Annotated in this window: 23 protein-coding genes; 7 read left to right on the top strand and 16 right to left on the bottom strand. The window is 39.2% G+C overall.

The window, feature by feature from the left end; all coding sequences use genetic code 11:
- Window positions 1-71: 71 nt before the first annotated feature.
- Window positions 72-455: a DUF6531 domain-containing protein gene (locus tag AOM43_RS09495; protein WP_059360004.1), complete on the bottom strand. Its 384-nt coding sequence runs from the start codon at window positions 453-455 to the stop codon at window positions 72-74.
- Between the two features lie 196 nt (window positions 456-651).
- Here AOM43_RS09495 and AOM43_RS13800 point away from each other — a divergent pair, with 196 nt between their 5' ends.
- Together AOM43_RS13800 and AOM43_RS13805 are read left to right on the top strand one after the other, a co-directional pair.
- Window positions 652-831: a hypothetical protein gene (locus AOM43_RS13800; RefSeq protein WP_013925593.1), complete on the top strand. Its 180-nt coding sequence runs from the start codon at window positions 652-654 to the stop codon at window positions 829-831.
- Window positions 819-1,046, top strand: a complete 228-nt coding sequence (locus tag AOM43_RS13805) for a Rossmann-fold NAD(P)-binding domain-containing protein (protein WP_013925592.1) — start codon at window positions 819-821, stop codon at window positions 1,044-1,046. The genes AOM43_RS13800 and AOM43_RS13805 overlap by 13 nt, the downstream gene beginning before the upstream one ends.
- Before the next feature lie 9 nt (window positions 1,047-1,055).
- Here the strand turns inward: AOM43_RS13805 and AOM43_RS09505 are convergent, their stop codons facing one another.
- From AOM43_RS09505 to ftsY, 5 genes are all read right to left on the bottom strand, one after another.
- Entirely contained in the window at window positions 1,056-2,357 is a 1,302-nt protein-coding gene (locus AOM43_RS09505) for a hypothetical protein (protein ID WP_013925591.1), read from the bottom strand.
- A gap of 122 nt (window positions 2,358-2,479) precedes the next feature.
- Window positions 2,480-3,289 carry a hypothetical protein gene (locus AOM43_RS09510; protein ID WP_036746327.1) on the bottom strand — a complete coding sequence of 270 codons (810 nt, stop codon included), beginning with the start codon at window positions 3,287-3,289 and terminating at the stop codon, window positions 2,480-2,482.
- A 17-nt stretch (window positions 3,290-3,306) separates the two neighbouring features.
- On the bottom strand, window positions 3,307-3,657 hold the full coding sequence (locus AOM43_RS09515) for a hypothetical protein (RefSeq protein WP_006341721.1): 351 nt from the start codon (window positions 3,655-3,657) through the stop codon (window positions 3,307-3,309).
- A 363-nt stretch (window positions 3,658-4,020) separates the two neighbouring features.
- The gene (locus AOM43_RS13980) at window positions 4,021-4,407 is read right to left on the bottom strand and encodes a hypothetical protein (RefSeq protein WP_264358369.1); all 387 of its coding nucleotides are present in this window, start codon (window positions 4,405-4,407) and stop codon (window positions 4,021-4,023) included.
- Between the two features lie 336 nt (window positions 4,408-4,743).
- Window positions 4,744-5,673 carry a signal recognition particle-docking protein FtsY gene (ftsY, locus tag AOM43_RS09525; RefSeq protein WP_006341719.1) on the bottom strand — a complete coding sequence of 310 codons (930 nt, stop codon included), beginning with the start codon at window positions 5,671-5,673 and terminating at the stop codon, window positions 4,744-4,746.
- 88 nt (window positions 5,674-5,761) lie between these two features.
- Between ftsY and sucC the strand changes: the two genes are divergently transcribed.
- Genes sucC through AOM43_RS09540 form a run of 3 tightly spaced genes read left to right on the top strand, consistent with a single transcriptional unit; the run spans window position 5,762 to window position 8,984 of the window.
- The gene (gene sucC / locus AOM43_RS09530; RefSeq protein ID WP_006341718.1) at window positions 5,762-6,925 is read left to right on the top strand and encodes an ADP-forming succinate--CoA ligase subunit beta; all 1,164 of its coding nucleotides are present in this window, start codon (window positions 5,762-5,764) and stop codon (window positions 6,923-6,925) included.
- 14 nt (window positions 6,926-6,939) lie between these two features.
- Window positions 6,940-7,818: a succinate--CoA ligase subunit alpha gene (gene sucD / locus AOM43_RS09535; protein WP_006341717.1), complete on the top strand. Its 879-nt coding sequence runs from the start codon at window positions 6,940-6,942 to the stop codon at window positions 7,816-7,818.
- The gene (locus AOM43_RS09540; RefSeq protein WP_059360009.1) at window positions 7,815-8,984 is read left to right on the top strand and encodes a site-2 protease family protein; all 1,170 of its coding nucleotides are present in this window, start codon (window positions 7,815-7,817) and stop codon (window positions 8,982-8,984) included. The genes sucD and AOM43_RS09540 overlap by 4 nt, the downstream gene beginning before the upstream one ends.
- A gap of 177 nt (window positions 8,985-9,161) precedes the next feature.
- Here AOM43_RS09540 and AOM43_RS09545 read toward each other — a convergent pair whose 3' ends face one another.
- From AOM43_RS09545 to thiL, 5 genes are all read right to left on the bottom strand, one after another.
- Entirely contained in the window at window positions 9,162-10,373 is a 1,212-nt protein-coding gene (locus tag AOM43_RS09545) for an ArsB/NhaD family transporter (RefSeq protein WP_059360011.1), read from the bottom strand.
- Window positions 10,374-10,375: 2 nt separating this feature from the next.
- Window positions 10,376-10,813, bottom strand: coding sequence for an MFS transporter (locus tag AOM43_RS13810; RefSeq protein WP_226987479.1), 438 nt, complete (start codon window positions 10,811-10,813; stop codon window positions 10,376-10,378).
- A gap of 284 nt (window positions 10,814-11,097) precedes the next feature.
- Window positions 11,098-11,586 carry an MFS transporter gene (locus tag AOM43_RS13815; protein ID WP_226987480.1) on the bottom strand — a complete coding sequence of 163 codons (489 nt, stop codon included), beginning with the start codon at window positions 11,584-11,586 and terminating at the stop codon, window positions 11,098-11,100.
- 90 nt (window positions 11,587-11,676) lie between these two features.
- Window positions 11,677-12,357 (bottom strand): TenA family protein, encoded by a 681-nt coding sequence (locus tag AOM43_RS09555; protein WP_013925584.1) that lies wholly within the window; start codon window positions 12,355-12,357, stop codon window positions 11,677-11,679.
- A gap of 55 nt (window positions 12,358-12,412) precedes the next feature.
- Window positions 12,413-13,414 (bottom strand): thiamine-phosphate kinase, encoded by a 1,002-nt coding sequence (thiL, locus tag AOM43_RS09560; RefSeq protein WP_013925583.1) that lies wholly within the window; start codon window positions 13,412-13,414, stop codon window positions 12,413-12,415.
- A 170-nt stretch (window positions 13,415-13,584) separates the two neighbouring features.
- Here thiL and aspS point away from each other — a divergent pair, with 170 nt between their 5' ends.
- Window positions 13,585-15,393 carry an aspartate--tRNA(Asn) ligase gene (gene aspS / locus AOM43_RS09565; protein ID WP_059360013.1) on the top strand — a complete coding sequence of 603 codons (1,809 nt, stop codon included), beginning with the start codon at window positions 13,585-13,587 and terminating at the stop codon, window positions 15,391-15,393.
- 51 nt (window positions 15,394-15,444) lie between these two features.
- Here the strand turns inward: aspS and AOM43_RS09570 are convergent, their stop codons facing one another.
- From AOM43_RS09570 to AOM43_RS09590, 4 genes are all read right to left on the bottom strand, one after another.
- On the bottom strand, window positions 15,445-16,272 hold the full coding sequence (locus AOM43_RS09570) for a hypothetical protein (protein WP_226987481.1): 828 nt from the start codon (window positions 16,270-16,272) through the stop codon (window positions 15,445-15,447).
- 462 nt (window positions 16,273-16,734) lie between these two features.
- Entirely contained in the window at window positions 16,735-18,291 is a 1,557-nt protein-coding gene (locus AOM43_RS09580) for an Npt1/Npt2 family nucleotide transporter (protein ID WP_006341708.1), read from the bottom strand.
- 161 nt (window positions 18,292-18,452) lie between these two features.
- The gene (locus AOM43_RS09585) at window positions 18,453-20,030 is read right to left on the bottom strand and encodes an Npt1/Npt2 family nucleotide transporter (protein WP_059360016.1); all 1,578 of its coding nucleotides are present in this window, start codon (window positions 20,028-20,030) and stop codon (window positions 18,453-18,455) included.
- Between the two features lie 257 nt (window positions 20,031-20,287).
- Window positions 20,288-21,493 carry a phosphoglycerate kinase gene (locus AOM43_RS09590; protein WP_013925579.1) on the bottom strand — a complete coding sequence of 402 codons (1,206 nt, stop codon included), beginning with the start codon at window positions 21,491-21,493 and terminating at the stop codon, window positions 20,288-20,290.
- Between the two features lie 86 nt (window positions 21,494-21,579).
- Here AOM43_RS09590 and pdxH point away from each other — a divergent pair, with 86 nt between their 5' ends.
- Window positions 21,580-22,227, top strand: coding sequence for a pyridoxamine 5'-phosphate oxidase (gene pdxH / locus AOM43_RS09595; protein WP_079978263.1), 648 nt, complete (start codon window positions 21,580-21,582; stop codon window positions 22,225-22,227).
- Here the strand turns inward: pdxH and AOM43_RS09600 are convergent.
- Window positions 22,224-25,913 (bottom strand): hypothetical protein, encoded by a 3,690-nt coding sequence (locus AOM43_RS09600; protein WP_226987482.1) that lies wholly within the window; start codon window positions 25,911-25,913, stop codon window positions 22,224-22,226. The genes pdxH and AOM43_RS09600 overlap by 4 nt on opposite strands.
- Window positions 25,914-25,924 lie beyond the last annotated feature (11 nt).

Consider the following 25,924-nt stretch of genomic DNA (forward strand, 5'->3'; position numbering starts at 1 on the left):
ATCTGGTGATATTTTGCACTTAGCAATGGGTCGATGTCCTTCAAATTTGGCAATGGCTCCCATCCCTTCATTCAAACCAAGTTCATACCATTTTCTCCCATGAGATGCACATTTAGAGCCTTGTAATGATTGAAATTCCATCCAAAGGAGAGTGTGCCATGTTTTCCAAATGAGCTGGAATAGGTGCGTTCCAAGGTTAGAGGGGTCGAGGAGGGGATCACAAAATCCATATCGTGTTGCACAAAATCGCCTGTGACCACATTCACCATCCCCGCAACGATTCCACTCGGCAGGCCTAAAAGGTTGGCAAAAGAAATGCGGCCATCACTGTCATCCGTCGTTGAGCGGGGAATTTTAACCACTTCGTTTGAGGGTTCAGGAGTGAGATCTTCTTCTGCCATTAAGGGGTTAAGGAGCACAATTAGGCTGGCTAGTAGATTTAGAAAAGATCTCATGTCACCCTCTTCAAAATAAAAATGAATAAAACAGAGGGTTTATATTAAAATTGAAAATTGAGTCAATGTTTTTTTATAATTTTTCCTAAATTTACTTATTCGATGATGAAGTTTGTCTTTGTAAGCCAATTAAACTAGCAGCTATTTTTTTATAGATGCACACGTATAAAAATTTTTTAAGAATGATGTCTAAACAATGCGTAAATGGGAAATGAACCCTAAATGGTTTAAGGACTATTTAGCTTATACTATGTCAAAATATGGGATGAGCTTGTACGTATTAGGGATGGCCGCGGAATTTGTCGAAGACGGAATTGCAGCAATGCTTTATGGCCCAAAACAGTCATTGCCACGGCTGCGCTTATGGCGATTTTAAAAGACCCACAAGCGATTGAAAGTACGACTAAGCATTGTCGCTTACCTTCTATCGTTGCAGATGCAGCGTATGAAATTTTGTTGAAAGACAGTCGGGAATGCACCGGCCATTTTTTTATTGATGAGGATATATTGCGCGATAAGGGGGTAACGGACTTTAGTCATTATGCCGTTTCTCCTGGTAATCCCTTAAAAGAAGATTTCTTTTTAGATTAAAGGTTTACACTAAGATGTAAATTCTACAGTTAAGCTTTCGGCGAAGGGGTTTTTAATGAAGATCTGCGGGGCTGTCTGGTGTTGTGCTTCACTAAAATCTTCCTTATAGTATTGGACACTTAGCTGATCTATTCCAGAAAGAGTTTGCAAAACTTTTTCGTTTGCTGAGCCCGTTAAACGATAAGCACTATCAGGTACTCTTATGTCTTCATTGCCGTATAAGCTTACATGAATGGGCTTATCGAATTCTTTAGCCAAAAGTTGAAGTATTTTGGCAATGTGCGGGAGATCAAAATTCGCAGAACAGTTAGCTCTTGTCACAACAATATGGATTTTAGGCACATGATGGAGACTTAAAAATTGGGTATTGGAGCAAAGTCCTTCTACGGAAGCTTCAACATCGTTGCGTAGATCTGTGAAATGATTATCTTCATTAAGAATGAGTTGTATGAATTTGCCGGCGCCAAATAAATAAAATTGTCCGTTTTCTAACAAAGACTGCTTAGCATTAAAAATCGCTTGCCATCCAGAACCGTTGCTAATATTGATGTCGGTAAAGTCGATACTATGGATAATATCGTACATTTTTTCGGGTTCAATCCTAGAAATGCAACATGTGTTGATTGTTACTCCAGGAAGCTTATTGAGCATTTCTTCGAGCTTTTTGGCTCTTTCTTGATTAGGTGGGAGGAGATCAACAAAATCAATCGTAATATTTTTGAACCCCTTTAGAATCAACTTACCGAGGATAATTAAATCCTGCAGCAATCCTCCTGCTCCAAAGCTAGCTAGGCGAAGGGTGCCACTCTTATTTTCTATCCTTTTGTCGATACCGTCTACAATGATTTTCTCGATTTCTTGTCGGTGATTGCGGGAAAAACAGTGGCATTCAGAAAATGGGGTTCCGATCAAATAGTTTTCTCCTCCCTCGATTCCCGTAAAATCCTGAGGATTAAGAAGAAATTCATTAAATCGTTTTTGCCATTTTTCAGGTGTTTCATTTTCAAAGGATCGTTGCAAACGTTTGGAGGCAGAAGAAGCTTTTGCCAATAATCTGGGATCTTGTTGTGGGGGAATACGCTGTGAATCAGAGAGATTTTGAGGTTTAGGATTTACAATCAGTTTCTCAAAGGTGGAGGCAATTTGGCTTATAATTGGGAGAAATTCAGCTCCAGCTATGAGCGTATGCACAATTCTATTTCTCCAATTTCCTTGAGTCGCTTTTTTACAATGTCCGGTAAAATTACCCCAAAGTAAAGCATTTTGCCAGGTGTAGCGGCTCTCATCAAGAGCATAATTAAAATCGGACATGCTATCTCCTTTTATGAAGGAAGAAAAGCTAATTATACGCTTATTTTATATTAAAATCAATTTAATTAATTAGGCAAATTTCATTAGTGGGGAGGTTAATTTAAAAAATGAAATAGTGGCAATTATTTTTTTATCATTAGACTATTAGATCTTTTCAAATATTTTGAGCCTTCCGAGATTAAGGCTTTTTTACTTTTTAAGGCGTGCACAATGGCAGGGTTGATTACAAACGTGTTATAACGCATATAATCTTTAAAGATCCACTCATGTCCATCTGGAAGCCTATCTTTATATTGAGCAGTCCAATCAGTGGCCCAAATGTCGAAATGGTTTTTAAGTAGATGTTTTTCAATATCCCCGCATAGCATTTGAGCGGCGTAAGCCAATGGGGGTTCATCGGTAAGTAAAAAACCTTGTTCCGCAGCATATGTCCAAAAATCTTGTGCTAGCTCACATACCAGTTGAATGGCTTCTCTTTTAATAATAAAAAATCCACCGTTAATATTATAAACCTTCTCACTTGTGATTCCACAATCGTGCATCATGCTCACATATTTTTCTAATGGACATTCCCACCAGGTTTTGCGTTCGGCCGGATAGGAGAGGTCGCATTCAAAAAATGTGTGGATGGGCGTGTCATTCATCAATTCGAGAAGGTTAGGTGTATGTCGTACGAAAAAATTATCCGAATCTAGAAAGACAACATAATCATATTTTTGGTTGATAAACCATTTGAGAAAAGAGAATTTAAATAAGTAAAACTTTTTATCGAAGGAAGGCGTAATTATCGTTTGGGTTGCTCCTTGAATCGGCCGATCGCTAAAGGCAATAAAATCCTCTTCCATTCCCACTTCTCGAAAGGAGTGAACAAGATTTTGTAACATAATTGCATATTCACCGTCACCTACCGACCAAAAGCAAATTTTCTTCATTTAAGCCTCTTTCATATTCAATAGTAAGAAGGAACTGTATAAATGTCGTAATAGTAAGGAGAAGGGTTATAGGGATAAGAATAATAAATAGAAGGATAAGTATAACTGTAGGGATAAGTATAGTAATAAGCTGAAGAAGGATAATAAGGATAAACGTTATAGGAGGAAGAATAAGGGTAATGAAAATAAGGGGAATGGTACCCACGGTAATAGCCTTTATTTTCATATCCACGCCCATGGCGATGATAACCAAAGTTTCGATTATTATGACCATGTCCGTCGCCATCCCGAGCTAAAGCTTCTGTGGCGTTAAACATATACATGCCAAATAAAAAGAAGAAAAATAAGCAAGATAAATACTTTTTCATATCCGCCTCCTTTGGCACCAAGGCGTTTCATGTTTCATTGCGATCTTATAAAAAAGCTGCAAACGCTCCGTCATCAGTTTTTGGTAAACTGTCACTTAAGGTTGGGTAAAAGCCTTAAATATGCTTTTGAGGATTACCTCCCTTTTCGAGTATAGCACTCAAAAAGGCCCATACCCTCTGGTGGGTGACGGGGGTTGGCTAAACCAACAATGCGTTTGCAGTAATTTCTATAGGCCAAAACCTCAATCAATCGTTCTATCTCTATAATTTTATTATATAATTAGAAGATTAATTTGTCAAATTTTTATTATATCCTTTAACTCTTATGCAAAGAGAGAATTAAAATCCTCTCTTCTGCAAGAATTAATAAGAGTAATCATAAAGTCCACTACTATCATCATAATAATAGGGATAGTAATAAGAAGAATCATAATAGGAATCAGAGGGATAGTAATTGTTGTAGTAGTAGTAAGGATATCCACCATATCCTCCACCCCACCAAGAGTAGTTGCGTCCTCCCCAGTCGCGATCCCAGCCTCCGTGATGTCCTCCACCCCAATCTCCATGGTGACCGCCGCCACCCCATCCTCCGTGGCCTCCACCTCCGCCCCAGTGTCCACCACCACCACCGCCGTGACCGCCACCGCCATGGCCGCCACCACCGCCGCCGTGTGCAGCTTGAAGTTGACTAAATCCAAAGGACATAACAACTAAAACAGCTAATAATAATAAATGCTTTATTGTTTTCATAATACGATCCTTTTTTTATAAATGAAAAGAATCATTGAGAAACAATCGATTTCTCAATCAACTAAGCTTAGCTCTAGTATTTAATGTATGAAGAAATTAGAAAGGTTTTGAGTATAAATTGAGGTAAAGAGTAAGAAGCCGCCTCATTCATAAAATACTAAAGCTAAGCTTCTGATTTTTATACCTTCTCTATAGGAGAAGAATAAAAACAATAACTCCTTATGTTAAGGATGCTAATAGTATTACTATCAGCTTTTATAATTACATTTTATAGAATAATTAATAAAGTGTCAAACAATTGATTAATTAATTATTAACATGCTTTATATAAGCCTTTTAAGAAAAAAGAGCATTTGTGAACTTTTCGGGATCAAATAGTTCTAAATCATCTATTCCTTCCCCAATTCCGATTAATTTAACAGGAATTCCGAGTTGTTTGTGAATATTTACAACGATTCCCCCTTTGGATGTGCCATCTAGTTTCGTGAGGATGAGACCTGTAATCGGGGTGTAACGATTAAACACTTTGGCCTGATCAATCCCATTTTGTCCAGTTGTGGCATCGAGGACAAGGAGTGTTTCTTGCGGGCTTTCAGGATTGAATTTTTTGCAGGAACGCTTAATTTTTTCTAATTCTTGCATTAAATCAATTTTGGTTTGCAAGCGGCCTGCTGTGTCAACAATCACGACTTCAGCCTGGCGAGCTTTTGCTGCACTAAGGGCATCAAAAACGACAGCGGCGGGATCGCTTTTAGGAGCACCTTTCACAATATCAATCCCCAGCTTTTGAGCCCATACATCTAGTTGTTCAACAGCGGCAGCGCGAAAGGTATCGGCTGCGGCAACGAGCACTTTTTTTCCTTGGCTTTGAAAAAATTTAGCTAGTTTAGCCGTAGAGGTGGTTTTCCCGTTGCCATTGACTCCGACAATTAAAATCACAAGCGGTTCACTGCTGGAGGATATTTCCCTTAAAGGGGAGGCATGTTGATTTAAGACCTGTAAAATTTCTGTGCGGACAGAACTTAATAACTCATCTCCTTTTAGAGAAGAATTTTGTTGAGAAAGTTTTTTAACCTTTTCGGTTAACTCGATGGCCGTTTGAACACCTAAATCCGCCTCATATAGGAGTTGCTCAAGTTTTCCCCATGTTTCATCATCAATGGGACCTTGAAAAAGAGCGCGGATTTTATTGCCTAGAAGAGAGCCTGCGTGTGTTAACGCATTTTTCATTTTCTCAAATGAATTTTTTAAAAAATTAAAAGCCATCTTTCCCTATTGTTTACAAATGTGGTTAACTATTGCTAAGAAATGAGAATCTAGCACATAACGAAAAAAACGGAAAGGGGAAGAACGTATGAATATTCATGAATTTCAAGCGAAAAACATTCTAAAAAAATACGGAGTGCCGATTTCAGACTATGCTGTTATTTCTAAACTAGAGCAACTTCCTCACGTTTTGGATCAGTTAAAATTAGATGAAGCTGTCCTAAAAATACAGGTTCATGCAGGGGGAAGAGGCAAGGCGGGAGGCGTAAAAATTGCCAGAAGTCGAGAAGAGATCAGAGAAACTGCCAAGACTTTGCTGGGGATGAAACTTGTAAATAACCAGACAGGTCCTGAAGGTGTTGTTGCACATCAAATTATCATTTCTCCATTAGTTGATGTGAAAAAAGAATATTATTTGGGAGCTATTATTGACCGAAAAAAAGCGCAGGCGGTTTTAATTGCTTCTCCTGAGGGCGGCATGGACATCGAGGAAGTGGCCGAGAAATTTCCTGACAAGATAATGACCGTCCCCATCAGTTTTAATGGCGATTTAAAGCCATTTCAGCAATTAAAAATCTCTCAATTTATGGGATGGAAGGGGGACATTGCCAAGCAAGGGATGAGGTTGGCAAAAAACATCGCGAAAGCTTTTATCGAAACGGACGCTTCCTTACTAGAAATTAATCCCCTCGTATTGAATGCGCACGATGAACTCATTGCCTTAGATGCCAAGCTCAGTGTCGATGAAAATGCGCTCTATCGTCAGCCAGAAATCGCTTCTTATTATGATCCCTCACAAATTCCTGCTAATGAAGCAGCGGCGAAAGAGTACGATCTTGCCTATGTGGCTCTAGACGGAGAAATCGGATGCATGGTCAATGGAGCCGGCTTAGCTATGGCAACGATGGATATTATTCACCATTATGGAGGCGCACCTGCTAATTTTCTCGATGTAGGAGGAGGGGCCACACAAGAAAAAGTGGCGGAAGGATTTAAGATTATTTTAGCCGATCCCAAAGTCAAGGCGATCCTAGTCAATATCTTTGGTGGAATTATGAATTGTGTGACCCTAGCTGCGGGGATTATTTCGGCTGCTGGAGAACTGAACGTCACCGTTCCTCTAATCATTCGAATGGAAGGAACGAATGTTGAAAAAGGCAAAAAAATGCTCCAAGATTCGGGAGTCAACATTGTAATTGCAGATAGTCTGGCAGAAGCTGCTGAAAAAGTTGTTGCGGCTGTAAAAAAGTAAGGGAGATATTCTCAATGTCAATTTTAGTTAATCGAAAGACCAAAGTGATTACACAGGGTATTACAGGCAAAGCCGGTAATTTTCATACAGAACAGTGCCTGCAATATGGTAGCCATTTTGTGGGTGGCGTAACGCCAGGAAAGGGTGGCCAAGAAACCCTTGGATTACCTGTTTTTGAAACGGTTTACGAAGCAAAAAAAGCGACACAATGTGATGCTTCCATGATTTTTGTTCCCCCTCCCTTTGCTGCAGATGCAATTTTGGAGGCAGAGGATGCTGGTATTCCTCTTATCATTTGCATTACAGAAGGAATCCCTATCCGAGATATGCTGGAAGTTAGCTCGGTTATGCGAACCAGTAAAACCAGTCGCTTAATCGGTCCCAATTGTCCAGGAATTATTACACCTGAAGAATGTAAGATTGGGATTATGCCAGGATATATTCACCGAAAAGGGAATATTGGAATCGTTTCCAGATCGGGAACTTTAACGTATGAAGCTGTGTGGCAAACGACTCAACTTGGTCTCGGACAATCTAGTTGCGTAGGGATTGGGGGAGATCCCTTAAATGGCACGAATTTTATCGATATTTTGGAGCTATTTGAAAAAGATTCCGAAACAAACGCTATTCTACTCATTGGGGAAATCGGTGGAGAAGCCGAGGAACAGGCTGCGGAGTGGATCAAAGAGCATTGTACTAAACCCGTCGCGGCATTTATTGCAGGGACAATGGCCCCACCAGGACGAAGAATGGGGCATGCCGGAGCAATTGTTTCTGGAGGAAAAGGGACGGCACAAGGTAAAATAGAGGCACTCAAGAAAGCAGGAGTGCATGTGACAACTTCTCCAGCTGAAATGGGCAGTACAATTCACAAAGCGTTAAGGTCATCATGAATCTTTTTTCTCCTTTCAGCAAAATATCTGTGCATATTCACCCCGTCTTTTGGCTGCTTGCAGCGCTAATTGGTTGGTTGAGTAGCGGAACAGTTGGGGGGACTTTAGTTTGGACCGTGATTGTGTTTCTGTCTGTGTTGATTCATGAGTATGGGCATGCTTTGACAGCCGTTGCTTTCGGACAACGCGCGCGTATTGAGCTTGTGGCTTTAGGTGGTGTGACGCAAAGATCTGGGACAAAATTAAATTTGTGGAAAGAGTTTATCATTGTTATGAATGGTCCTATCGCAGGATTTATGCTCTTTATAATTGCCAGTTTTTTACTCCGCTTTTTTAAAGGATCTCCGGATAATGTGGGGATTTATGCTTTAAAAATCACGGCAATGGCTAATTTCTTTTGGACAATTGTGAATTTGTTGCCCGTTTATCCTCTGGATGGGGGGCGTCTGCTATCTATTGTGATGGAAGGTATTTTTGGAATACGAGGAATCAAAATTGCTTTATTTTTGAGCATGCTATTTTCGGCTCTATGCAGCTTTGTTTTTTTCATGTTTCGTCAGGTTTTTGCTGGGGCTTTATTTCTGATGCTTACCTTTGAAAATTATCGCAGCTGGAAAAATAGCTTACCTCTGACTCCGCAAGATCAAGATGAAAAAATTCAATCGTTATTTAGAGAAGCTGAGCAAGATGCTGCTTTAGGTAAATTTGACGAGGCGATTCATGAATTTAAGGAAATCCGAAAACTTTCTCAAAATGGAATTTTGCATACTACAGCAACAGAACATCTCGCTGCAATTTTGAGTCAACAAGGCAAATTCAAAGAAGCATATGACTGTTTAAAAGAAGTGAAGGGAGAGTTAAGTACCGATGGAACACTCCTTTTGCAACAGCTGGCTTATCGTGAGGGTGAATTGCGCCACGCTATCAATCTAGGCAATCAACTGTACCAAAATGAACCTGGATTTGAAAGCGCTTTAATTAATGCTCTATGTCATTCTCTATTAGGAGAAGTGCGTCCCGCCATTGGCTGGCTTAACTGCGCGATTCAAGACGGTTTGCCTTCCCCGAGAAGAGTTTTGGAGAAAAAGGAATTTGACGTATTGCGCAATGATGCACTTTTTCAGGAATTACTGAAAAAAGCGGATTCTTCGCAAAAGGCTCTTTAATGTGATTTCTTTAAATAAGAAACAGTTTCCAAGTTTACAGACGAGATCGGCACGAAGGTTGTATAATCCCCCGTTGTTTGATTTAGCCATTTATTTAGCTGTCTTTGCGATTAAATTGTAACGTTTGCTATCAAGTTCGATAAGAATCCTTTGAGTCCTAATTGGATTTTCCGGGCTTTACAGCATCCAAGACATCCAGCCTAGCAAAATGATAAAAGAAGCGAGTGTGATAGGCAGTCCTACCCGCATGTGTTTTTTCCAATCAATTTTTATTCCATAGACTTGTGCTTGAGAGATCACGATGAGGTTGGCAATACTGCCAACCAAGCACAGATTTCCAGCGAGTGTGCTAGACAATGCCAATAAAGTTCCATTCAAAGGTGTATGCACAAAAGGGAGAATCAGCATCACAGCGGGAATGTTAGAGATTACATTCGATAAAATCGCAGAGAGTGTGATCAATGGAATAGGTGAAGCGAAATCTAAGTGAAGTTGTTCAAATAGATGAGGGAAAAAATCTTTTTCATGCATATTCAAAAAGCTTCTATTCACAATAAAAAGTCCAATAAATAAGACTAACAGCTGCCAATCAATAAAATTTAACATAGTTTGAGAGGCCATTCGACGGCTTAGCAGAAGAAAGCCAGCTGCAGCGAGTGAAATCTGATCGCGAGGCAGCGATGTAAAAAAGAAGGCGATGAGAAGAAGGATTAATACAAAAATCCCTTTGCAACTTTGCCAAAAATCATAGGAAATCGAGTCAGAAATGACTTCAGGGCCTTTTTGAAACCAATTTCCCTTCACGCTTAGTTTGATAATCCACCAAGTTACAGCCAAGCTCAGAAGGCAAGGAATAAAAGCAAACTGTAAATATTGTACAAAAGGAATATTCAGGACTTGCCCGATCAAAACGTTTTGAGGATTGCCAATCAGCGTGAATGCAGACCCAATATTTGAAGAACAGGCCAAGCCGATTAAAAACGGAATAGGATTTAGTTGTTTACGAAAACAGACTTTAATAATTAACGGAGAAAGAGCCAAGCAAACGATATCATTAATTAAAACGGGAGATAAAATAGCGGAAATCAGGATGACGAGCAGTAGAAAAAGAGGCGGACTGAGTAAGCATTTCTCCATCCGATGAATGAGGGATGTGTAAAAGCCGCTGTAATAAAATTGAGCAGAAATAATCATAAAGCTAAAAAGCATCGACAGGGCAGGAAGATCAACATAATTTGAAGCTTCTGTAATTGAAATTCCTTGCAATTCGATAAAGGCGATAGCTCCAAGGAGCGCAATCCCTGTGCGATCGAGCGCTAAACCTGGCCAAAATCCTAATATCATTCCCAAATAAACGAGAAAAAAAATCGTAAATGCTGCAATTTCCATATTTAATTTTTTGTTTCTGGCATAAAGATTCCAAAGAAAAACAAGCCGAATAATCCGATACAAGCAAGCATCAAAAAACCACTATTAAAGCCCAGCTGACTCACGACATAGCCAGCCATTACATTACTTAAAGAGGCTCCGATTCCTTGCGATAAGGCGATTAAGCTTAAGGAAAAATTAAAACGACCTGTTCCTTTAGCGATATCAGATATCGTAATCACTCCAATGACTCCAAAGATTCCTGCCCCAATTCCATCCAGCAGCTGGATAGCTAGAAGTGCGATAGGATTAAGTGTTAGCGTATACAGGGTGGCTCGTAGTGGTAATATGGCCAATCCGAGCAAAAAAATAGGTTTTCGCCCGATATGATTCATTGCAAATCCTAAGCTATACGCCACTACAACCATGACAACTTGTGCTAAAATAATGCAACCTCCCATAAACAAAGAGCTCATTGCTGCGTTTTTTAACGAGAGGAGCTGCCCAATAAGGGGTAATTGAGCAGCATTTGCAAAATGGAAAAGAAATACCGAGAAGCAAAAGATTAGCAAATAACTTTCTTTCAAAAATTTATAAATTTGAATTGGCTTTTCTTGTCTCCCATCAGAATCTATAGCTAATTCCCGAGCAGCGGAGTGATCGATTTCTTTTGGATTGATGAAAGATAGGCAAAAGACACTCGCACAGGCAAAGAAGATGACAAAATATAAAATCCAGGTGCTCCCTAGTAGGTATCCGCTAAAGCCACGATGCCTGCTGTAGCAACGTTGCCCGCATGTCCCCAGGTTTCGTTTAAGCTGATTCTCTTAGGTAACTGCTTTCTTCCCACAAGCCCTAAAGTGATTGCAGCAATTGCGGGTGGAATAATAGCCGCTGCTAGACCGATCAATGCCTGGGCAAAAATAACCGTAGAAAACTGTGGGATGTATAAAATAATCAGGCAGCCCAAAGAAATGGCTAAGCAAGAGCAAAATAAAAAGGCTCGTTTTATTTTTAATGCGTCAACAAGTAAGCCACAAGGGATTTGGCTAAGGGCTGCTGTTAAATCCATCGTTCCGAGAGCAAGTCCAACCCAATCTGAGCTCCATTTCAGATATGATTTTAAGAAAATTGATAAAAAAGGACCAATGCCTGGGCGCACATCGGATAAAAAGAAAATCATCCAACTCAGACCAAAAATGCTGCGTGGGGAAGGACGTTTTTCTAGCGGCATGATTAAGTAAATTGTTTAAAGTAAAATCTATTGGTAAATGATGTGATCAAATTTTTCAAGAGATGTTTTAAACAACGACATTAGAAAGCTTTAGGCTGCGCATATGGCATTATTTACAGAATTTTTCTGGAAGTAATGCATATAGTAAGCGTCATTCCAAAATTGCCATTCAAATTGAGAACAATCTTTAAAGGTATCTTCAATACGAGCTAACGTAGAATTTGAGCTTTTATCCGCGATTTCGTCCAAAATAGCAATCAGCTTATCGGTATCATCCGAATACTTTTGGCTGGAATAGGTACTTTTCCAAAGCAGATAGGGATTATCGTCGCCCATTTGACTTCCCACATGATGGCCTACTTCTCGATAAAGCCAAAAGCATGGCACTACAGATGCAATTGCTTCTTCTAGAGAAGCGGTTGTGGCGGTTGCAATGAGATATCTGGGGTAGACAATGCAGGCAGTAGAAAGGTTAGGGGAACTGTCGCAATAACCTTCTGGTAAAAAAGTGTTATATAAGCGGCGTTTGGCTGCAATAGAATCCAGTGCAAAATTCAAAAATATATCGATCATTTGTGGCGTATGTGAACGACCAGCAATGAGAGCCAAAGCACGCGAGTAGTGCATTAGGTAATGGGCGTCTTGCTGAATATAAAAGTGGAAACGTTCCTGACTTAACTGCCCTGAAGCAAGCTCCACGCAAAAAGGGTTAGATAAAATCTTTTGATAGATGGGCGAAATTTGTTGCCAAAGGTGATCTGTAAACTTCATAAAGGACATCCTGTCTTTTTAAAGCGGTAGACGATATAGAATTATGGGTCTTTATTCAACTTGATTTATGGAAATGATCAAACGGAGGAAAATCGATCTCTTTTTTTTCTCCATGATCGTAATAAGTCAATTCGTTCACTTGATCGGTGATTTGTCCGATTTCATACAGAGGTGCTCCAAATTTTTTAAAAAAATCTTGGATCACACCCTGTTTTTTTTGATCGATAGTGATAAGCAAGCAGTAATCCTCACCACCTGTTAAAGCTAATTGGAGGGGATTCCATCCTTTTGTTTGAGCCATTTTTAAAAGTTCTTCTGATAAGGGGATTTTTGAGATATCAACATGGGCTCCTTTATGAGAGCTTTTAATTAACCGTTTTAAATCAAGATCCAATCCATCCGAGACATCCATCATTGCATGCACTCCAGGCTGTGATGCTAGCCATCTACCTTGCTGAATATGAGGAGTCGGGCGAAAATGTGCCTCTAGAAGGATTTTAACTTCTGGTGTGGTCTGTATTTTTTCTTTAAGGGCTTGAAGACCGCCTCCTGAATTTCCCAAATTTCCGCTCACACAAATGCGGTCACCTAGCTGAGCTTGATTACGATATCTAATATGTTTTTGGGGTGCAGAGCCTATTAATGTTAGGTTGATAAAAATGTCTCTCCTGGAACCTACGGTATCGCCTCCTAGCAGTTGAATATGCCATTTTTCACAGGCTTCTTTTATCCCTTGAAGAACCAGGCGAGTCCATTCACAATGGACAGTAGAGGGGAGGGCTAGCGTTAAAAAGGCGAATTTTGGTGTACCACCCATAGCGGCAACATCACTCACATTAACCGCGATGGTTTTATAACCTAAATCGATGGGAGCAATTTGATCTTTTAAAAAGTGTACCCCTTCAATCAGGGCATCTGTGGTCACAAGCCAAGCTTCTTCATTTTCCGCAGGGATGACGGCGCAATCATCTCCAATGCCTACAATGCCATTTTTTGCAGAAAAGCAATGGGAGAGGTAATGAATAATACCTTCTTCTCCCCAGTCTTGGACTTGCATAGGTTTCTCTCTAGCGCGTGGATATTTAAGAATTTTTAAGATACAAATCGCAGTTATAGCACTAGAATCCCCTCTTTTTCAATCGGGAATTTGTGTATTAAAGCACGACTAGCTAAATATCCTTTTCTCTTTTATACTTTTCTTCCGATGTCATCAATCAAGGGGATGTTATGAAAAGAGTTTTAGCGGCTGAGTTGCCTCATTTTGTGGACCAAGAAGTCATTTTAAGAGGATGGTTAAATAACACTCGGCCTTTTGGAAAATTAAATTTTTTGATTTTGCGCGATCGCTCAGGTTTTGCTCAAATTGTGATTCAGGATAAAGAAGTCTGGAAAAAAGTAAATGCGCTGCAGCCCGGTTCCATTTTAAAAATTGTAGGAAAAGTTGCCGATGCTCCGCAAGCTGAGCTAGGCGTTGAAATTGTGGATCCAAAAATTGATATCGAAGTTCCTGTGACCGATGTTCCTCCTGTTGATTACTATAAGCCGACGATTCAATCCGATTTGGATTACATTCTCGATCACAGACCCATTGCTTTGCGCAATCGTCAAATTCAAGCTATATTTAAAATTCAAGCAGAAATTACACATGCTTTCCGTCTTTTCATGCATGATGTGGTGAGAGCTGTGGAGTATTTTGCCCCGAATATCATTGGGGCTTCTTCCGAAGGAGGGGCTGAATTTTTCAATGTCGATTATTTTGGTTATACCGCAACTTTGGCACAAAGTAGCCAGCTATACAAACAAATTATGGTGGGTGTTAATGAGCGTGTGTTTGCCTTAATGCCATTTTTCCGTGCTGAAAATTCTCAAACCACTCGTCATTTGGCCGAGGGAAAGCAGTTTGAATTCGAAATGGGTTTTTTTGAAAATTGGCATGAAGTGATGGATGTGCAAGAAGGTTGCATCAAAGCCATTATGTCTCACCTTGAAAAGCATTGTACAAAAGAGATCGAGGTTTTGGGGAAAGAACTTATCAAAGCTCCGGCAGATGTCGCATTTCCTCGAGTGACTTTTGCTGAGGCGCAAGAAATCTTCTTTCAGCGCACTGGTATTGATGAGCGGCAAGAGCCCGATTTAAGTCCAGCTGCGGAGCGCGAGCTGTGCTTATATGCACAAGAAAAATTTGGGACAGATCTCATCTTTGTAACAGACTGGAAAAGAAGTAAGCGTCCTTTCTATTCTTATCCAAAGGAAGATCAGCCAGAGTTAACGAACACCTTTGATTTGCTTTGTGCAGGCACAGAAATTACCTCAGGTGGCCAACGTCGACATACTTACGAATCTATGGTGGAAGGGATTCTTGAAAAAGAGATGGACCCAGCAAATTTTGAGGATTACCTCAGTATTTTCAAATATGGAATGCCTCCTCATGGTGGTTTTGGCATGGGATTGGAAAGAATCACAATGACAATTTTGCGCCTGAAAAATATCCGCGAATGCTCACTCTTTCCCTCCGATCCCAAACGGATTGCTGGAAACCGGATTAAGGCTAGAATCTTTTTTGGAGAAGAAAGCATTCGCAATGAAATTATTCGTCTTATTAAGCAAGCAGACCTACCGTTCCAGCATGTTCAGCATGAAGTAACGCCAACTTCTGAAGATTCTGCCCGAGTCAGAGGAACTAAGCTTGAAGAGGGAGTCAAATCGATTATTGTAAAAGGGAAAAGCTCAAAAAAGAATTATCAACTCAACATTCCTTCTCACTTGAAGCTAGATATGAAAGCTGTTGCGGAATTAGTCGGGGAAAAATGTGAGTTCGAAGATCCGGTTGTGATTAAAGAACGATTTGGTCTGATCATTGGTGGCGTACCACCTTTTGGCAATTTGTTAAATGTGGATACGTTCTACGATGAAAAATTGAAAGAAGCTGAGCGTGTGGCATTCAATTGTGGTTTGACGACAGAATCGATCATTATGCAAGGAAAGGACTTACTTTCTCTAGTTCAGCCAAAAATGGGACGATTTACAAAAGAATAGCAAGGGTTGTTAGCAGGAGAACAAGGCCTTCGAGTTTTGTTCTCCATATGTTTAGCTTTCAAAGTGGTAGCATTTTTTTACTGCATCACCGCAATAAAAACAAAAAGAATGGTTTTCGCCTTCGGTTTCAAATGTGAAAATTAGATATTCAAGTTCTTTTTCTATCTGTTTAGGCACTTCGATTTGGAAATTCGATGCATAGATAGTATCTGGAAAGACTGTTGTTGAATCAAAATAAAAATGGTTTAAGCCATATTCCCAGGCCTTGTAGTTATCTTGAATCAAGCTATCACGTTTTTCAGAATCTTCGTCCACCCGTCTTAACGCTTGTTGTCGCAAAGCTTCACAGTGGATTGTTCCTTTCGTAACGGATTTATTAGATTCTTTTACCGTGCCATGAATCCTTTTTCTAGAATCACAGACATCGAAATGAGTCTTGGAATGCTTCTTAGTTTTTGATACATAATCGATTCTGCCTGCATTTTCCGCATTAGCTGTTTGAATGCCCGCATATATAGCTGATGCAAATATTTTCCAATTTTTCTCACTTTTTTTATTATCTATGAGCTCTTTTTTATGCATGACTTTTATTGGTCTTCCAAGCTGATCTGTAACTTTTAAATTTGAAAAGTATAAATGAATTGGGTGATCTGTAAGATTGGAAAAAGAGAAATAAAAATTTGCTTTGTTACAGACAATTTTTTCGCATGTTTGATACATCAAAAGGCTATTTTTTTTATTTGAAATCGTTGCCAAAGCACCTTGAATCAAAACTTCATCTTGAGAATCATATGTCGTAGGTATAATGTAACGATCTGCAAAGCCATAACCCCATAAAGAATAAAAAAATACAGCAGAAATAATTATTCGAATTAGCATACGATGCCCTTTTAATTTGTTTTGAAAACAATGGATTTGTCCATGCATGAAAAGAATGAATTATTTTTTTTGCAAATTATGTTTATTTTATTTTTTTAGTGCAATCTGAAATAATTTGTAGGATTCTAAGCAAAATATGGAAATGTAATTATAGAGAGATGGGATAAAAAACTGGATGGAAGGGATTTTGGGAATTCTTTTGCTTTCCAAATGACTTCCTTCTCTAAGATTGCCAAGAAATATCTTTCAGGGGGGGGGGTAACCAATTCTCAGAAGCTTTTTCGCATGCTTGATTGCTTTTCAATTTTTTGTCCAATTTCCTCGAGGAATGATCGGAGAAGCATTGCTCAAAGTGGCATAGTTCATGTTGTTTGGTTTAAATCTGACCTTAAAGGAAATTTTTAGAATATCGAAATTGGAAGGAGAAGATAATCTCGAGAGATTTCTTCTCCTTGTGTCGTGTTATGCAACGGCTGGTTGATCTTTGGCTTTAATAGCTGGTTGCAATTTTTCTTCCTCTTCTTCCGTGTGAGTGAGGCTTCCAAATTGTTTTCCTAAAGCTCGCGTAGCTGTAATCCAGATGGCGATAACTCCCATCAAGATTCCTGCGACAAATGGTGCACTACCTGTAAATGTTCCGAAGATCATGAGCAATCCTTGGTGAATCAGAGATCCTCCAGATTTGCCTAAGCGAGAACCAACTCCATCGATTGCAGCTTTTCCTTTTAACTTGAGATCGTGATCTAACGGGATAAAGGCCATCTCTTTCGTCGCGTCAAACACGGAGTATTTAGCTGCTTTGCTTAAGCAGTTTTGGGCGAATCCGAAGAAGACGGAGATTGTCAGAGGAGCAAATCCTGTCAGTGCGAGTGCCATGCCTCCCAAGTGGTCTTGGAAGAATAGGAAGGTAAAGAACCCACCACATGTCACACACATCACGATTGGTGTGATCAACGCTGTTTTAGTCCATCCCATTCGATTGATGATATGTGCCATGAAGAAGGACATAAAGGTGGAAACAACTCCAATTACTGAAGCTAAGTTATTCATGTACACGTTAAAGTCGGCAGGGGACGGATACAACTGCTTCACTTGGTCTTTCCAGACAACTTCGATCAGGTTAATCACGAGGTTGTAAGCCACCACAATCACTGCGATGTAGAGAAGATATTTGGATTTAGAGAGATATCCAAAGCTTTCTCGCAAAGAGAGCTTCTTTTTCTTTTTAAGTGGCTTTGAAGAGGAGTGTAGCGCTGTGTAATTTTTATCATTCAGGACGTTTTTATTCATCCATCTAAAGATGATCATGGCACCCATACCTGAGATAATCACAGCTAAGACAAGTGTCATCATGCTTTGTTCCCAAGGATCGTTACCAAACGGTAAGCTAAAGCCGTCAGCTTTTGAGATATAGATAGCGGCTTGTCCTGCGATAATCGCCGATATGTTAGCTCCGGCACTTAAGACCCCGTAAAAACGGCTGGCTTCATTAATCTTTGTGATCTCATTAACAAATCCCCAGAAGAGGACTGTCATGACAATATTGCTCCACATTTCGGAAATCACGTAAAACACGGTGAATGACCAGTAGCGGAACATGGAGATGAGTCCGCGAAAACCTGTGGGAAGATATTGTTCAACAAGGTCAGCGGTTTGATGAAGGTGAAGAGCTTCACGCTGAGGATAGATAACAAAAGCAAAGAGAGCATAAAAAAGGAGAAAGGTTGCCATGACAATATAAAAAACTTGTTCTTGGCTATACCGATCTGCGAGTTTAGTGAATAAATAGGTGAGAAGGACTGCCATTGGAAGCATGACCCAGACTTTAATGAATGGAATCACTTCGGCACCAGAAGCTGTGACAACGACAGCATCTTTCATGTTGCGAAGAACCGTGTAGTTGAAGCAGATGAGCAATAGCATCAACAGAAGGGGGACGATTCTTTTTAATTCATGTGTATGAATTGGCCAAATTATTGATCGAAGAGGACCGAATTCAGAAAGTAAAGGCTGAGTCATAGAACTCCTTTATTTACCATCTAGTTTACTAAAAAAAAGGATAAAATGCAATTAAAAGTTTAAATTGATTTTTATGAATCAATTTAATTAAAAAATAAAAAACGACTTTTAAGACTAAATTCAAAAAAGTCGTTTTTTTATTATTTATTGTCATCTGGAGCTTAAACAGCCTCTTCAATTAACCGAGGTTTAATCGGTTTCTTTTCATGAAGAATCGATTTTGAGCCTGACGAAGTTAATTCATTAAACTGCGCTCCTAAATAACGCGTAGCGTACATCCAGATTGCAATAATCACTAATAAAAATCCAGCAACATATGGAGCACTTGCCATAATCGTTGAAAAAGTGACCAATAAGCTCTGGTGAATCAAGGATCCACCAGACTTTCCTAAACGGGAACAGACTCCATCAATAGCAGCTTTGCCTTTTAGTTTGCTTTTCACATCCAAAGGAACAAAAGCCATTTCTTTGGTTGCGTCAAATACAGTGTATTTAGCACCACGGCATAAGATATTTTGGGCAGATCCAAAGAATACCACGACAGCAAGCGGTGTCGTTCCTAGTGTGATATTAACAATGTGTGAAAGGGAATCCCTAAAGAAGAAGAACGAGAAGAAGCCAATGCTGGTGGCAAGCAGAATGATCGGAGTTAACAGTGCTGTAAAGGTCCAGCCAAATTTACGAATCATGTTGCCTGAGATAAAGATCGCTGTGGTTGTTGCGACGATCCCAATGATGGTGGAGACCTGATTCATATAAAGGTTAAATTGAATCGGATCAGGATAAAGTTCTCGCAATTGGTGCTTCCACACTACTTCAACCAGGTTAATGACGAGGTTATAAGTAATGGTAATGATTGCGATACAAAGCATGTAACGAGAACGGAGAAGAAAGCCGAAAGTTTCTCGGATAGAAAGCTTTCCTTTTGCCTCTTTTTCCTGTTCAACTGTTTCATTATCATAAAAACGTGGGAGAGAAAGTACTTTTTTGTGGAGCCAGCGGAATAAGAGCATGGCGACAATTCCAACTACGATCACAAGCGAAACCAGCAAAATAAGTGTTTGTTCCCATGCATCTTGTCCAAATGGCAAATTTGGATTATAGACTGTTTGGCAAAGAAAAACAGATGCTTGTCCAGCAAAAATTCCGGATAAGTTAGCTCCTATACCAAAAATGCCATAAAAGCGTTTGGCTTCATTGATGCGAGTGACTTGATTAGCAAAACCCCAAAAGAGCATAGATAAAATGATATTGCTCCAAAGCTCTGACATGACATAAAACAGTGTCAATGTCCAGTTGCGGAACATGGCAACGAGCCCTTTTAATCCATGAGGTAAAATCTTTTCTAAAGCATCGGCAGTTTGATGTGGGTGTAAAAATTCACGGTTCGGATAGAGAAAGAAGGTGAATAAGAAAAAGAAAATTAGAAACGTAGAAACCATCACATAGAAAACTTTTTCTTGTGACCAACGATTGGATAGCCGAGTAAATAAAAAAGTCATCAAAAGAGCGCCAGGTAGAAGGACCCACAGCTTAATAAAGGGGATGACTTCAGCGCCTGATGATTTAGCTGTGACAACTAAAGTATCTTTCATCGTCCTGAGGACATTATAATCGAAGGAAATAAAAAAGAAAATAATTAACAGAGGAATGAGTTTGAGTAACTCATCGCGGTGAACGGGCCAAAGCATTGCCCGCCATTTACTAAATACAGGATTTCCGTAAGCGGAATTTTCCACAAATGACCCTTCGGTTAAAAATTGGAAATTTTTTAGAAAAAGACGAAACGCAAAATTGCTTGCAAACGACCCAATTAAGGATAAATGCCTGCAAAAAAAGAAAAGAAATCTTAAATGATAAGGCTAACGGATAAGAATGATATGACTGTATATATATGGGGCACATAATTTTCATAAATTCCATAAGTACAATACTTACGGTCATAATTTGTACACCAGAAGATCATTTTTTGCAATGGCTATTTAGCTAAAGCTTTTCATGAAGTTGCATCACTCAAAGCTTCAATACCTGGCAAAGTTCCAAATTCAATATATTCTAAAGACGCACCCCCTCCAGTAGAAAGATGGGTAATTTTTTCGGCAAGTCCAGCGGATTGAAGGGCGGCAATCGAATCCCCTCCACCCACAATGGTAGTTGCGGAAGACTCTGCTAAAACATGTGCGATCGCATACGTTCCTTTAGAAAAAGGTTCAATTTCAAAAACACCAAGCGGACCATTCCAAAAGATCGTGGCTGCATCTTGTAAAATTGTGGTAAAGTTTTGAATTGTTTGAGGTCCAATATCTACTCCTTGGAAAGATGAAGGAATGCCTTGTTCAGTTGGGATAATTTGAACTACAGCATCTTTTGAAAGAGAATCTGCAATGACCAGATCTTGCGGTAAAATAATTTTTGCTCTACCTGATTGGGAGAGAGCCAACAACTGTTTGGCTTTGTCTAGGAATTCATCTTCATGAATGGAGTCTCCAATTGCAAGACCTTGTGCTTTTAAGAATGTGTACGCCATGCCACCTCCTATGAGAATGGCATCCGCTTTCTGTAACAGACTTTCTAGAACCCCAATCTTTGTAGAGATTTTTGCCCCTCCAATGATGGCATAAAACGGGCGAGTAGGTTGGACAAGTGAACTGTTTAAATACTTCACCTCTTTTTCAAGCAAAAAACCGGCTGCGGCTTTTCCAGGAAAATAGCGTGTGATTTCTGCCGTAGAGGCATGTGCACGGTGAGCTGTGCCGAAAGCATCATTAACATAGACATCTCCTAGAGAAGCCAATTGTTGAGTAAATGAAGGTTCTTTTTCAGGGTGTTCTTCTCCTAAGTGAAAACGCAGGTTTTCAAGCAAAAGGATTTGACCTGGTTGCAAATTGGCGGCCAGTTGATGTGTTTCATTTCCTATGCAATCAGGAGCCATTATAACAGGATGATTAAGCAATTCAGAAAGACGGGTTGCACAGGGTTTCAGAGAAAATTCCGCAGATGATTTGCCTTTAGGACGGCCCAGATGACTCATCAAAATCACGGCACCCCCACTGTCCAGAATGTACTGAATCGTTGGGAGGGAAGCCCGAATTCTGGTATCGTCAGTGATTTTTTGTTCTCGATCAAGAGGAACATTAAAGTCCACTCTAACAAGCACTTTTTTACCTTTAATGGGAAGTTGTGAAAGTGAGAGTTTGGACATATTGATCTCCTCAAGCTTTGTGTGAAATACATATTCTGTTATTACTTTTTTAACGTCTTGAATAAATCCTTGTAAAGGAATCTTTAATGGAAGAGAAAAATCAACCCATGCGTCGAGAGTATGCCAAATTGGAATTGAGGCGGAAAGATTTGTTAGCAAATCCAGTCGAACAATTTCATAGATGGTTTCAAGAGGCTATAAAAGAAGAGAAAACGGAGCCTAATGCCATGACTTTATCAACAGCCAATTTAGCGGGACGGCCTTCATCGCGAATTGTGCTTCTCAAGTATTTTGATCAACAGGGTTTTGTTTTTTTTACAAATCTGGAGAGTCGGAAAGCGCGCGAATTGCAGGAAAATCCTTTGGGGGCAATTAATTTTTTTTGGAACACGTTGGAAAGACAAGTCAACATTGAAGGGTCGGTGGTTTTATTGCCCTCTGCAGAATCTAGGGACTATTTTTCTAATCGTCCAAGGGCAAGCCAAATAGGGGCTTGGGCATCCAGGCAAGATGTCGAATTAAAATCAAGAGAGCAGCTTGAGCAGACTTATGCGCAGTTGCTCAAGCAATATGAAGGGCAGCAAATACCTCTACCCCCATTTTGGGGAGGTTTTCGTCTAATCCCCTCGCGTTTCGAATTTTGGCAAGGACGGACAAATAGGCTCCATGATCGCTTTGAATATACGTTTCAATTGCAACAAAATCAGTGGGAGATTAGACGATTATCTCCTTAGTCATGCGGTTGTAGAGAAAATAATAACGAGCCTTCCTCTTCAAAAAGGACGGAACTTGTTTCATAAATTTCGATATGATCCAAAAGGCTTAAAATAGGATTTTGTTTTACAATACAGGCTTTCATCCTTAGATTATTTTCTTTAGGATTTGTTGCATCATCATATTTTTGAATGGCATTCATTAGGGCTGTTTTTATATCTTTCAATATCGTGTCGAAATTTTCTGCAGGACATTTGCTTGCCGTTTTTTCGAAATGCTCTAGCAGGTCGAGAATGGGAATGATAGGCGTAAGATTGGGGGGTGTTTCACATTTCGGAACCATGCATAGACGTGCGATGTTATCTAGTAATATAATAGGATCTTTCCCATATAAGTGGTTATCGACATAGAATTTCATTAATTCCGTCCAAAAACAGATTAGCCGGTAGCGGTTGAAAGGAGGAGGAATGAGCAAAATTTTATTTAAAAAAAGATCCCCAAATTTTAGCAAAATCTCCTGATTCTTAAATAATTTATCTGTGTTTATAAGGTCAAGCGAGCATAAAAATTGCGTGATTATCACGCATTCAATGGGCTTGACAGCGAAAAACTCATCAATGTTCACGAGATTATCTAAAATGTGGAAAAAGCGATTTAGAAGCTCTCTCAAATTGTCTTGAATAAGTGTGTCATTGTGAAATAATAAATAGAAAAGTCGGCATCTTACTTGTGCATCTAAGTCATCGCTTGTTTGCATGACAACGAAATCACATAATCTTTTGTATTCATAAGGCTCGAAGTGCAGGGTTAAGTAGCTTAAAAGGGATCTGCAATGAAGCTTTTTTTTGGCAAAGATTCCATTCGTACTTGCCGTAGTTAACATGTCTATGATCTTTTCTGCATATTGGGTAAAAAGTTGTTCATCCCATACAGGAAATAGGAAAACGAAATTGGTCAGTGCAGCAGCGAGATAATTGGCTAAATCTGGAGATTGATGCGTTTCATAGGCACGCATCTGGGAGAGAATGAGTAGATATTGACTTTCAAATATTTTTTTTCTGCTGTGCTTTTTTTCTAAAGGGCTATCCTTGATGATTTCTAAACGAAAAACACTTTTTTCAATTTCAGTTCCCATTGTTTGGTTTTTAAAGAGTTGCCATAGCCTGTTAAAGTAACTTATATCGTTTAAATGCTCTAAAGTTAACAGTGAGTAGCAAAAGGCGGTTCTCCATAATTCTATCGCTTTTCCTTCGAATATGTCATTGAATTTGGAGGCCTTGGATTGATATAGGATAAAGCTTTCTAGAAATATCGGATAATCTCTTTTTGGGATAGACGTATCATGGAAAACCTTTATAAAAAATTTTTGATGTAAATCTTCGTAAACGGATTCCGGCAAAAAAAGTTTTAAAAATGAGATGTATTTATTAACGGAAAAAAGTAGTCCAGGGCTGTCTGTTTCGATACACAATAAAAAAATATCTTTAACTAAATTGGTGTTGACGAGTTCCAGTGCTCGCTGTTTATTTGAGCTTTCTTTGAAAGCAGTTATCAATAGACTAAAAGATAGATCTAAAATTTTGATCTCAAACAATTCTTTTGGCTTAAGTTTATATATTCGATAAAAAATATGCGCAAAAAGGATGTAGTCTGGAGTCGGAGAACATTTCCAGGTTTGCTTAAATGTTATGGCTACATAGGCAAATGTCGTGATGCTTTGCGGATCTAACTTTGTTTCATATACGGCATCGTCTGCTTCAGATAAGCTTTTTAGAAGTTGCCTGAGCGAGGAGTGAATGGGGGCTATCGGCTGAGTATGTTTAAAAAAACTTTTAAGAAGTCTGAAGCATAAGTCGTAATGCTCAAATATTTCATATTTGATGCATAACTGAATAGACCTATCTTTGATTTTTTGTGTCGATTTTTTGGAAAAGTTTCTCAACGTTTTGTAAAAATCGAGGAGGGAAGTAATAGCCCTGATCTTGTGAGGGGATGTGCTTGAATCCAGTTTATGCATCAAGTTCATCAGAATATTTTCTAATTCAATTTCAAACTTTTTGCGAGAACGTATTTGATACTGTTCAATTAGAATTTGTGCATGCGAGAGCAAATATTCCACAAGATCTAAATGGTTGTGTTGAATAGCGGCTAAGAAAATATTTAACAAATGTGGTTGCATTTGCGGAAAGCTTAAAAAATCAAAAGTATGTGTGTTTTCTAAAAAATTCAGAAAGAAATCGAGTTGTTGATTTTGAGAAACATTCTGATATAGAACATTCCACCTAAAGAACTTTCTTAAAGGTGTAATTGCAAGTAATTTTAAAAGACTTTGCAGTTCTTTTGTAGGGAGTTTGGTTTCTAAAAGATGGTTTGCGCTAAGGTGACAAACTTTTGCGAACGAAGAGGTTCGAGGGGATGCTAGAACTGAAGAAATCAAATGGTCTTTTTTTAAAAATACTTCCAAGTATTTAGCCGCCAGTTCGATTTCCTGCGGGCTTATGGAGCTTTCTAAAAGCTGTTGCCATAATTGGATAGCTTCGGAAAATTTTTTCTTTTCAATAAAGATTTCAATTTCGCTGCAAATGGAGTTGTGATTTTGAGCGGAAGTTACTGGGGCATCTGACAGAAGTCCACAATTTCTTAATTGAGAATAAAGTTTCCGGTATTCTTGGCCCATTGCATGGGTGTCTAAGTCTTTAAGCAGCGTGTCGATTGTCTGGTTGAGTAATTCGCTAGCAGGCTCTTTTAAATTTGATGTTAAGAGCTCCAAGCTAATTTCGTATCGACATTTCGTATACTTTTTTTCTGCAAATAGATTTTGAGTGGAGTTAGAGAGTTTGCAAAAGAAAGGAATAAAAAGAGATTTATCCCCGTCATAATTTTTAGCAACATAATGCAATGTAAAAAGGGCTTCTTTGGGAAATTGCTCAAGCAACCATTCTAAAAAAGTCCAGAGGGCAGGATTGACAATTTCAGGAATCAATGTTGTGCGGGTTTTACGCAAAACGGACATCTCATGACTTTTGGCTTCTCTCAAAGTCATGTTTTTGAGACAATTTATAAAAAGAATGTTTTGATTATACCTGTGAAGATCTTTTCGGTTGTTTTTCAGCAGTTTAATTTTTTGTTCTTCGCCAAAAATATGTAGGCATTCATCGAATTTTTGTTGAGAAGAAAGATCTTTGACAAGTGCAACTAGAGTTTGAAAGAGTGCGACTTCTGTTGGTTTGCGGTTGGGTAAGTTTGTGAGCAAATCAATAAAGATTGAATAACGCAGCTCCAAATTTTCCTTATTTTTAAAAAGAGGGTGATTTTCTGCTCGGTTGGATAAGTTGATAAAAGCAAGTAAAAGCTCATCATTTGCATGCGTTGTGCAAAGAAATAGATAACGAAGAATTTGAAGCGCTTGAAAGATATTATTTTGGCTAAAATGTCGCACCAAGTGAAGGCCCATCTCGAGGATTGGACGATCCAAGATAAGGCTGACTCCTTTAAAGTAAGAAAGCCATTCCTCAGCTTTTAGATTAAAAGTCCTTGCTAGAGAGCGGATATCTTTTTTCCTATACTTTTCTAGGATTTCTGATGTCATCTTAGAATGAGGGGATTGAATCCTTGGCGCTAGGGGCGTGGAATACGAGTCACTTTGCATGAAACATTTAAACAAAAATTCTGAGGTCATTGCGGATGTGGCGGAATGAATAGTCATTTAATAACTCG

Origin of the sequence: Parachlamydia acanthamoebae, assembly GCF_000875975.1 — a bacterium.
Taxonomy (GTDB): Bacteria; Chlamydiota; Chlamydiia; order Chlamydiales; family Parachlamydiaceae; genus Parachlamydia; species Parachlamydia acanthamoebae.

What these genes read in the sequence shown, in the direction of transcription:
- ftsY (WP_006341719.1), bottom strand. Translation starts at nt 5,673, where the DNA reads ATGGCTTTTAATTTTTTAAAAAATTCATTTGAGAAAATGAAAAATGCG.
- thiL (WP_013925583.1), bottom strand. Translation starts at nt 13,414, where the DNA reads ATGCAAGTCCAAGACTGGGGAGAAGAAGGTATTATTCATTACCTCTCC.
- AOM43_RS09545 (WP_059360011.1), bottom strand. Translation starts at nt 10,373, where the DNA reads ATGGAAATTGCAGCATTTACGATTTTTTTTCTCGTTTATTTGGGAATG.
- AOM43_RS09555 (WP_013925584.1), bottom strand. Translation starts at nt 12,357, where the DNA reads ATGAAGTTTACAGATCACCTTTGGCAACAAATTTCGCCCATCTATCAA.
- aspS (WP_059360013.1), top strand. Translation starts at nt 13,585, where the DNA reads ATGAAAAGAGTTTTAGCGGCTGAGTTGCCTCATTTTGTGGACCAAGAA.
- AOM43_RS09510 (WP_036746327.1), bottom strand. Translation starts at nt 3,289, where the DNA reads ATGAAGAAAATTTGCTTTTGGTCGGTAGGTGACGGTGAATATGCAATT.
- AOM43_RS13800 (WP_013925593.1), top strand. Translation starts at nt 652, where the DNA reads ATGCGTAAATGGGAAATGAACCCTAAATGGTTTAAGGACTATTTAGCT.
- AOM43_RS13805 (WP_013925592.1), top strand. Translation starts at nt 819, where the DNA reads ATGGCGATTTTAAAAGACCCACAAGCGATTGAAAGTACGACTAAGCAT.
- pdxH (WP_079978263.1), top strand. Translation starts at nt 21,580, where the DNA reads ATGGAAGAGAAAAATCAACCCATGCGTCGAGAGTATGCCAAATTGGAA.
- sucD (WP_006341717.1), top strand. Translation starts at nt 6,940, where the DNA reads ATGTCAATTTTAGTTAATCGAAAGACCAAAGTGATTACACAGGGTATT.
- AOM43_RS13815 (WP_226987480.1), bottom strand. Translation starts at nt 11,586, where the DNA reads ATGCCGCTAGAAAAACGTCCTTCCCCACGCAGCATTTTTGGTCTGAGT.
- AOM43_RS09540 (WP_059360009.1), top strand. Translation starts at nt 7,815, where the DNA reads ATGAATCTTTTTTCTCCTTTCAGCAAAATATCTGTGCATATTCACCCC.
- AOM43_RS13980 (WP_264358369.1), bottom strand. Translation starts at nt 4,407, where the DNA reads ATGAAAACAATAAAGCATTTATTATTATTAGCTGTTTTAGTTGTTATG.
- AOM43_RS09590 (WP_013925579.1), bottom strand. Translation starts at nt 21,493, where the DNA reads ATGTCCAAACTCTCACTTTCACAACTTCCCATTAAAGGTAAAAAAGTG.
- AOM43_RS09600 (WP_226987482.1), bottom strand. Translation starts at nt 25,913, where the DNA reads ATGACTATTCATTCCGCCACATCCGCAATGACCTCAGAATTTTTGTTT.
- AOM43_RS09580 (WP_006341708.1), bottom strand. Translation starts at nt 18,291, where the DNA reads ATGACTCAGCCTTTACTTTCTGAATTCGGTCCTCTTCGATCAATAATT.
- AOM43_RS09495 (WP_059360004.1), bottom strand. Translation starts at nt 455, where the DNA reads ATGAGATCTTTTCTAAATCTACTAGCCAGCCTAATTGTGCTCCTTAAC.
- AOM43_RS09515 (WP_006341721.1), bottom strand. Translation starts at nt 3,657, where the DNA reads ATGAAAAAGTATTTATCTTGCTTATTTTTCTTCTTTTTATTTGGCATG.
- sucC (WP_006341718.1), top strand. Translation starts at nt 5,762, where the DNA reads ATGAATATTCATGAATTTCAAGCGAAAAACATTCTAAAAAAATACGGA.
- AOM43_RS09570 (WP_226987481.1), bottom strand. Translation starts at nt 16,272, where the DNA reads ATGCTAATTCGAATAATTATTTCTGCTGTATTTTTTTATTCTTTATGG.
- AOM43_RS13810 (WP_226987479.1), bottom strand. Translation starts at nt 10,813, where the DNA reads ATGGGAGGTTGCATTATTTTAGCACAAGTTGTCATGGTTGTAGTGGCG.
- AOM43_RS09505 (WP_013925591.1), bottom strand. Translation starts at nt 2,357, where the DNA reads ATGTCCGATTTTAATTATGCTCTTGATGAGAGCCGCTACACCTGGCAA.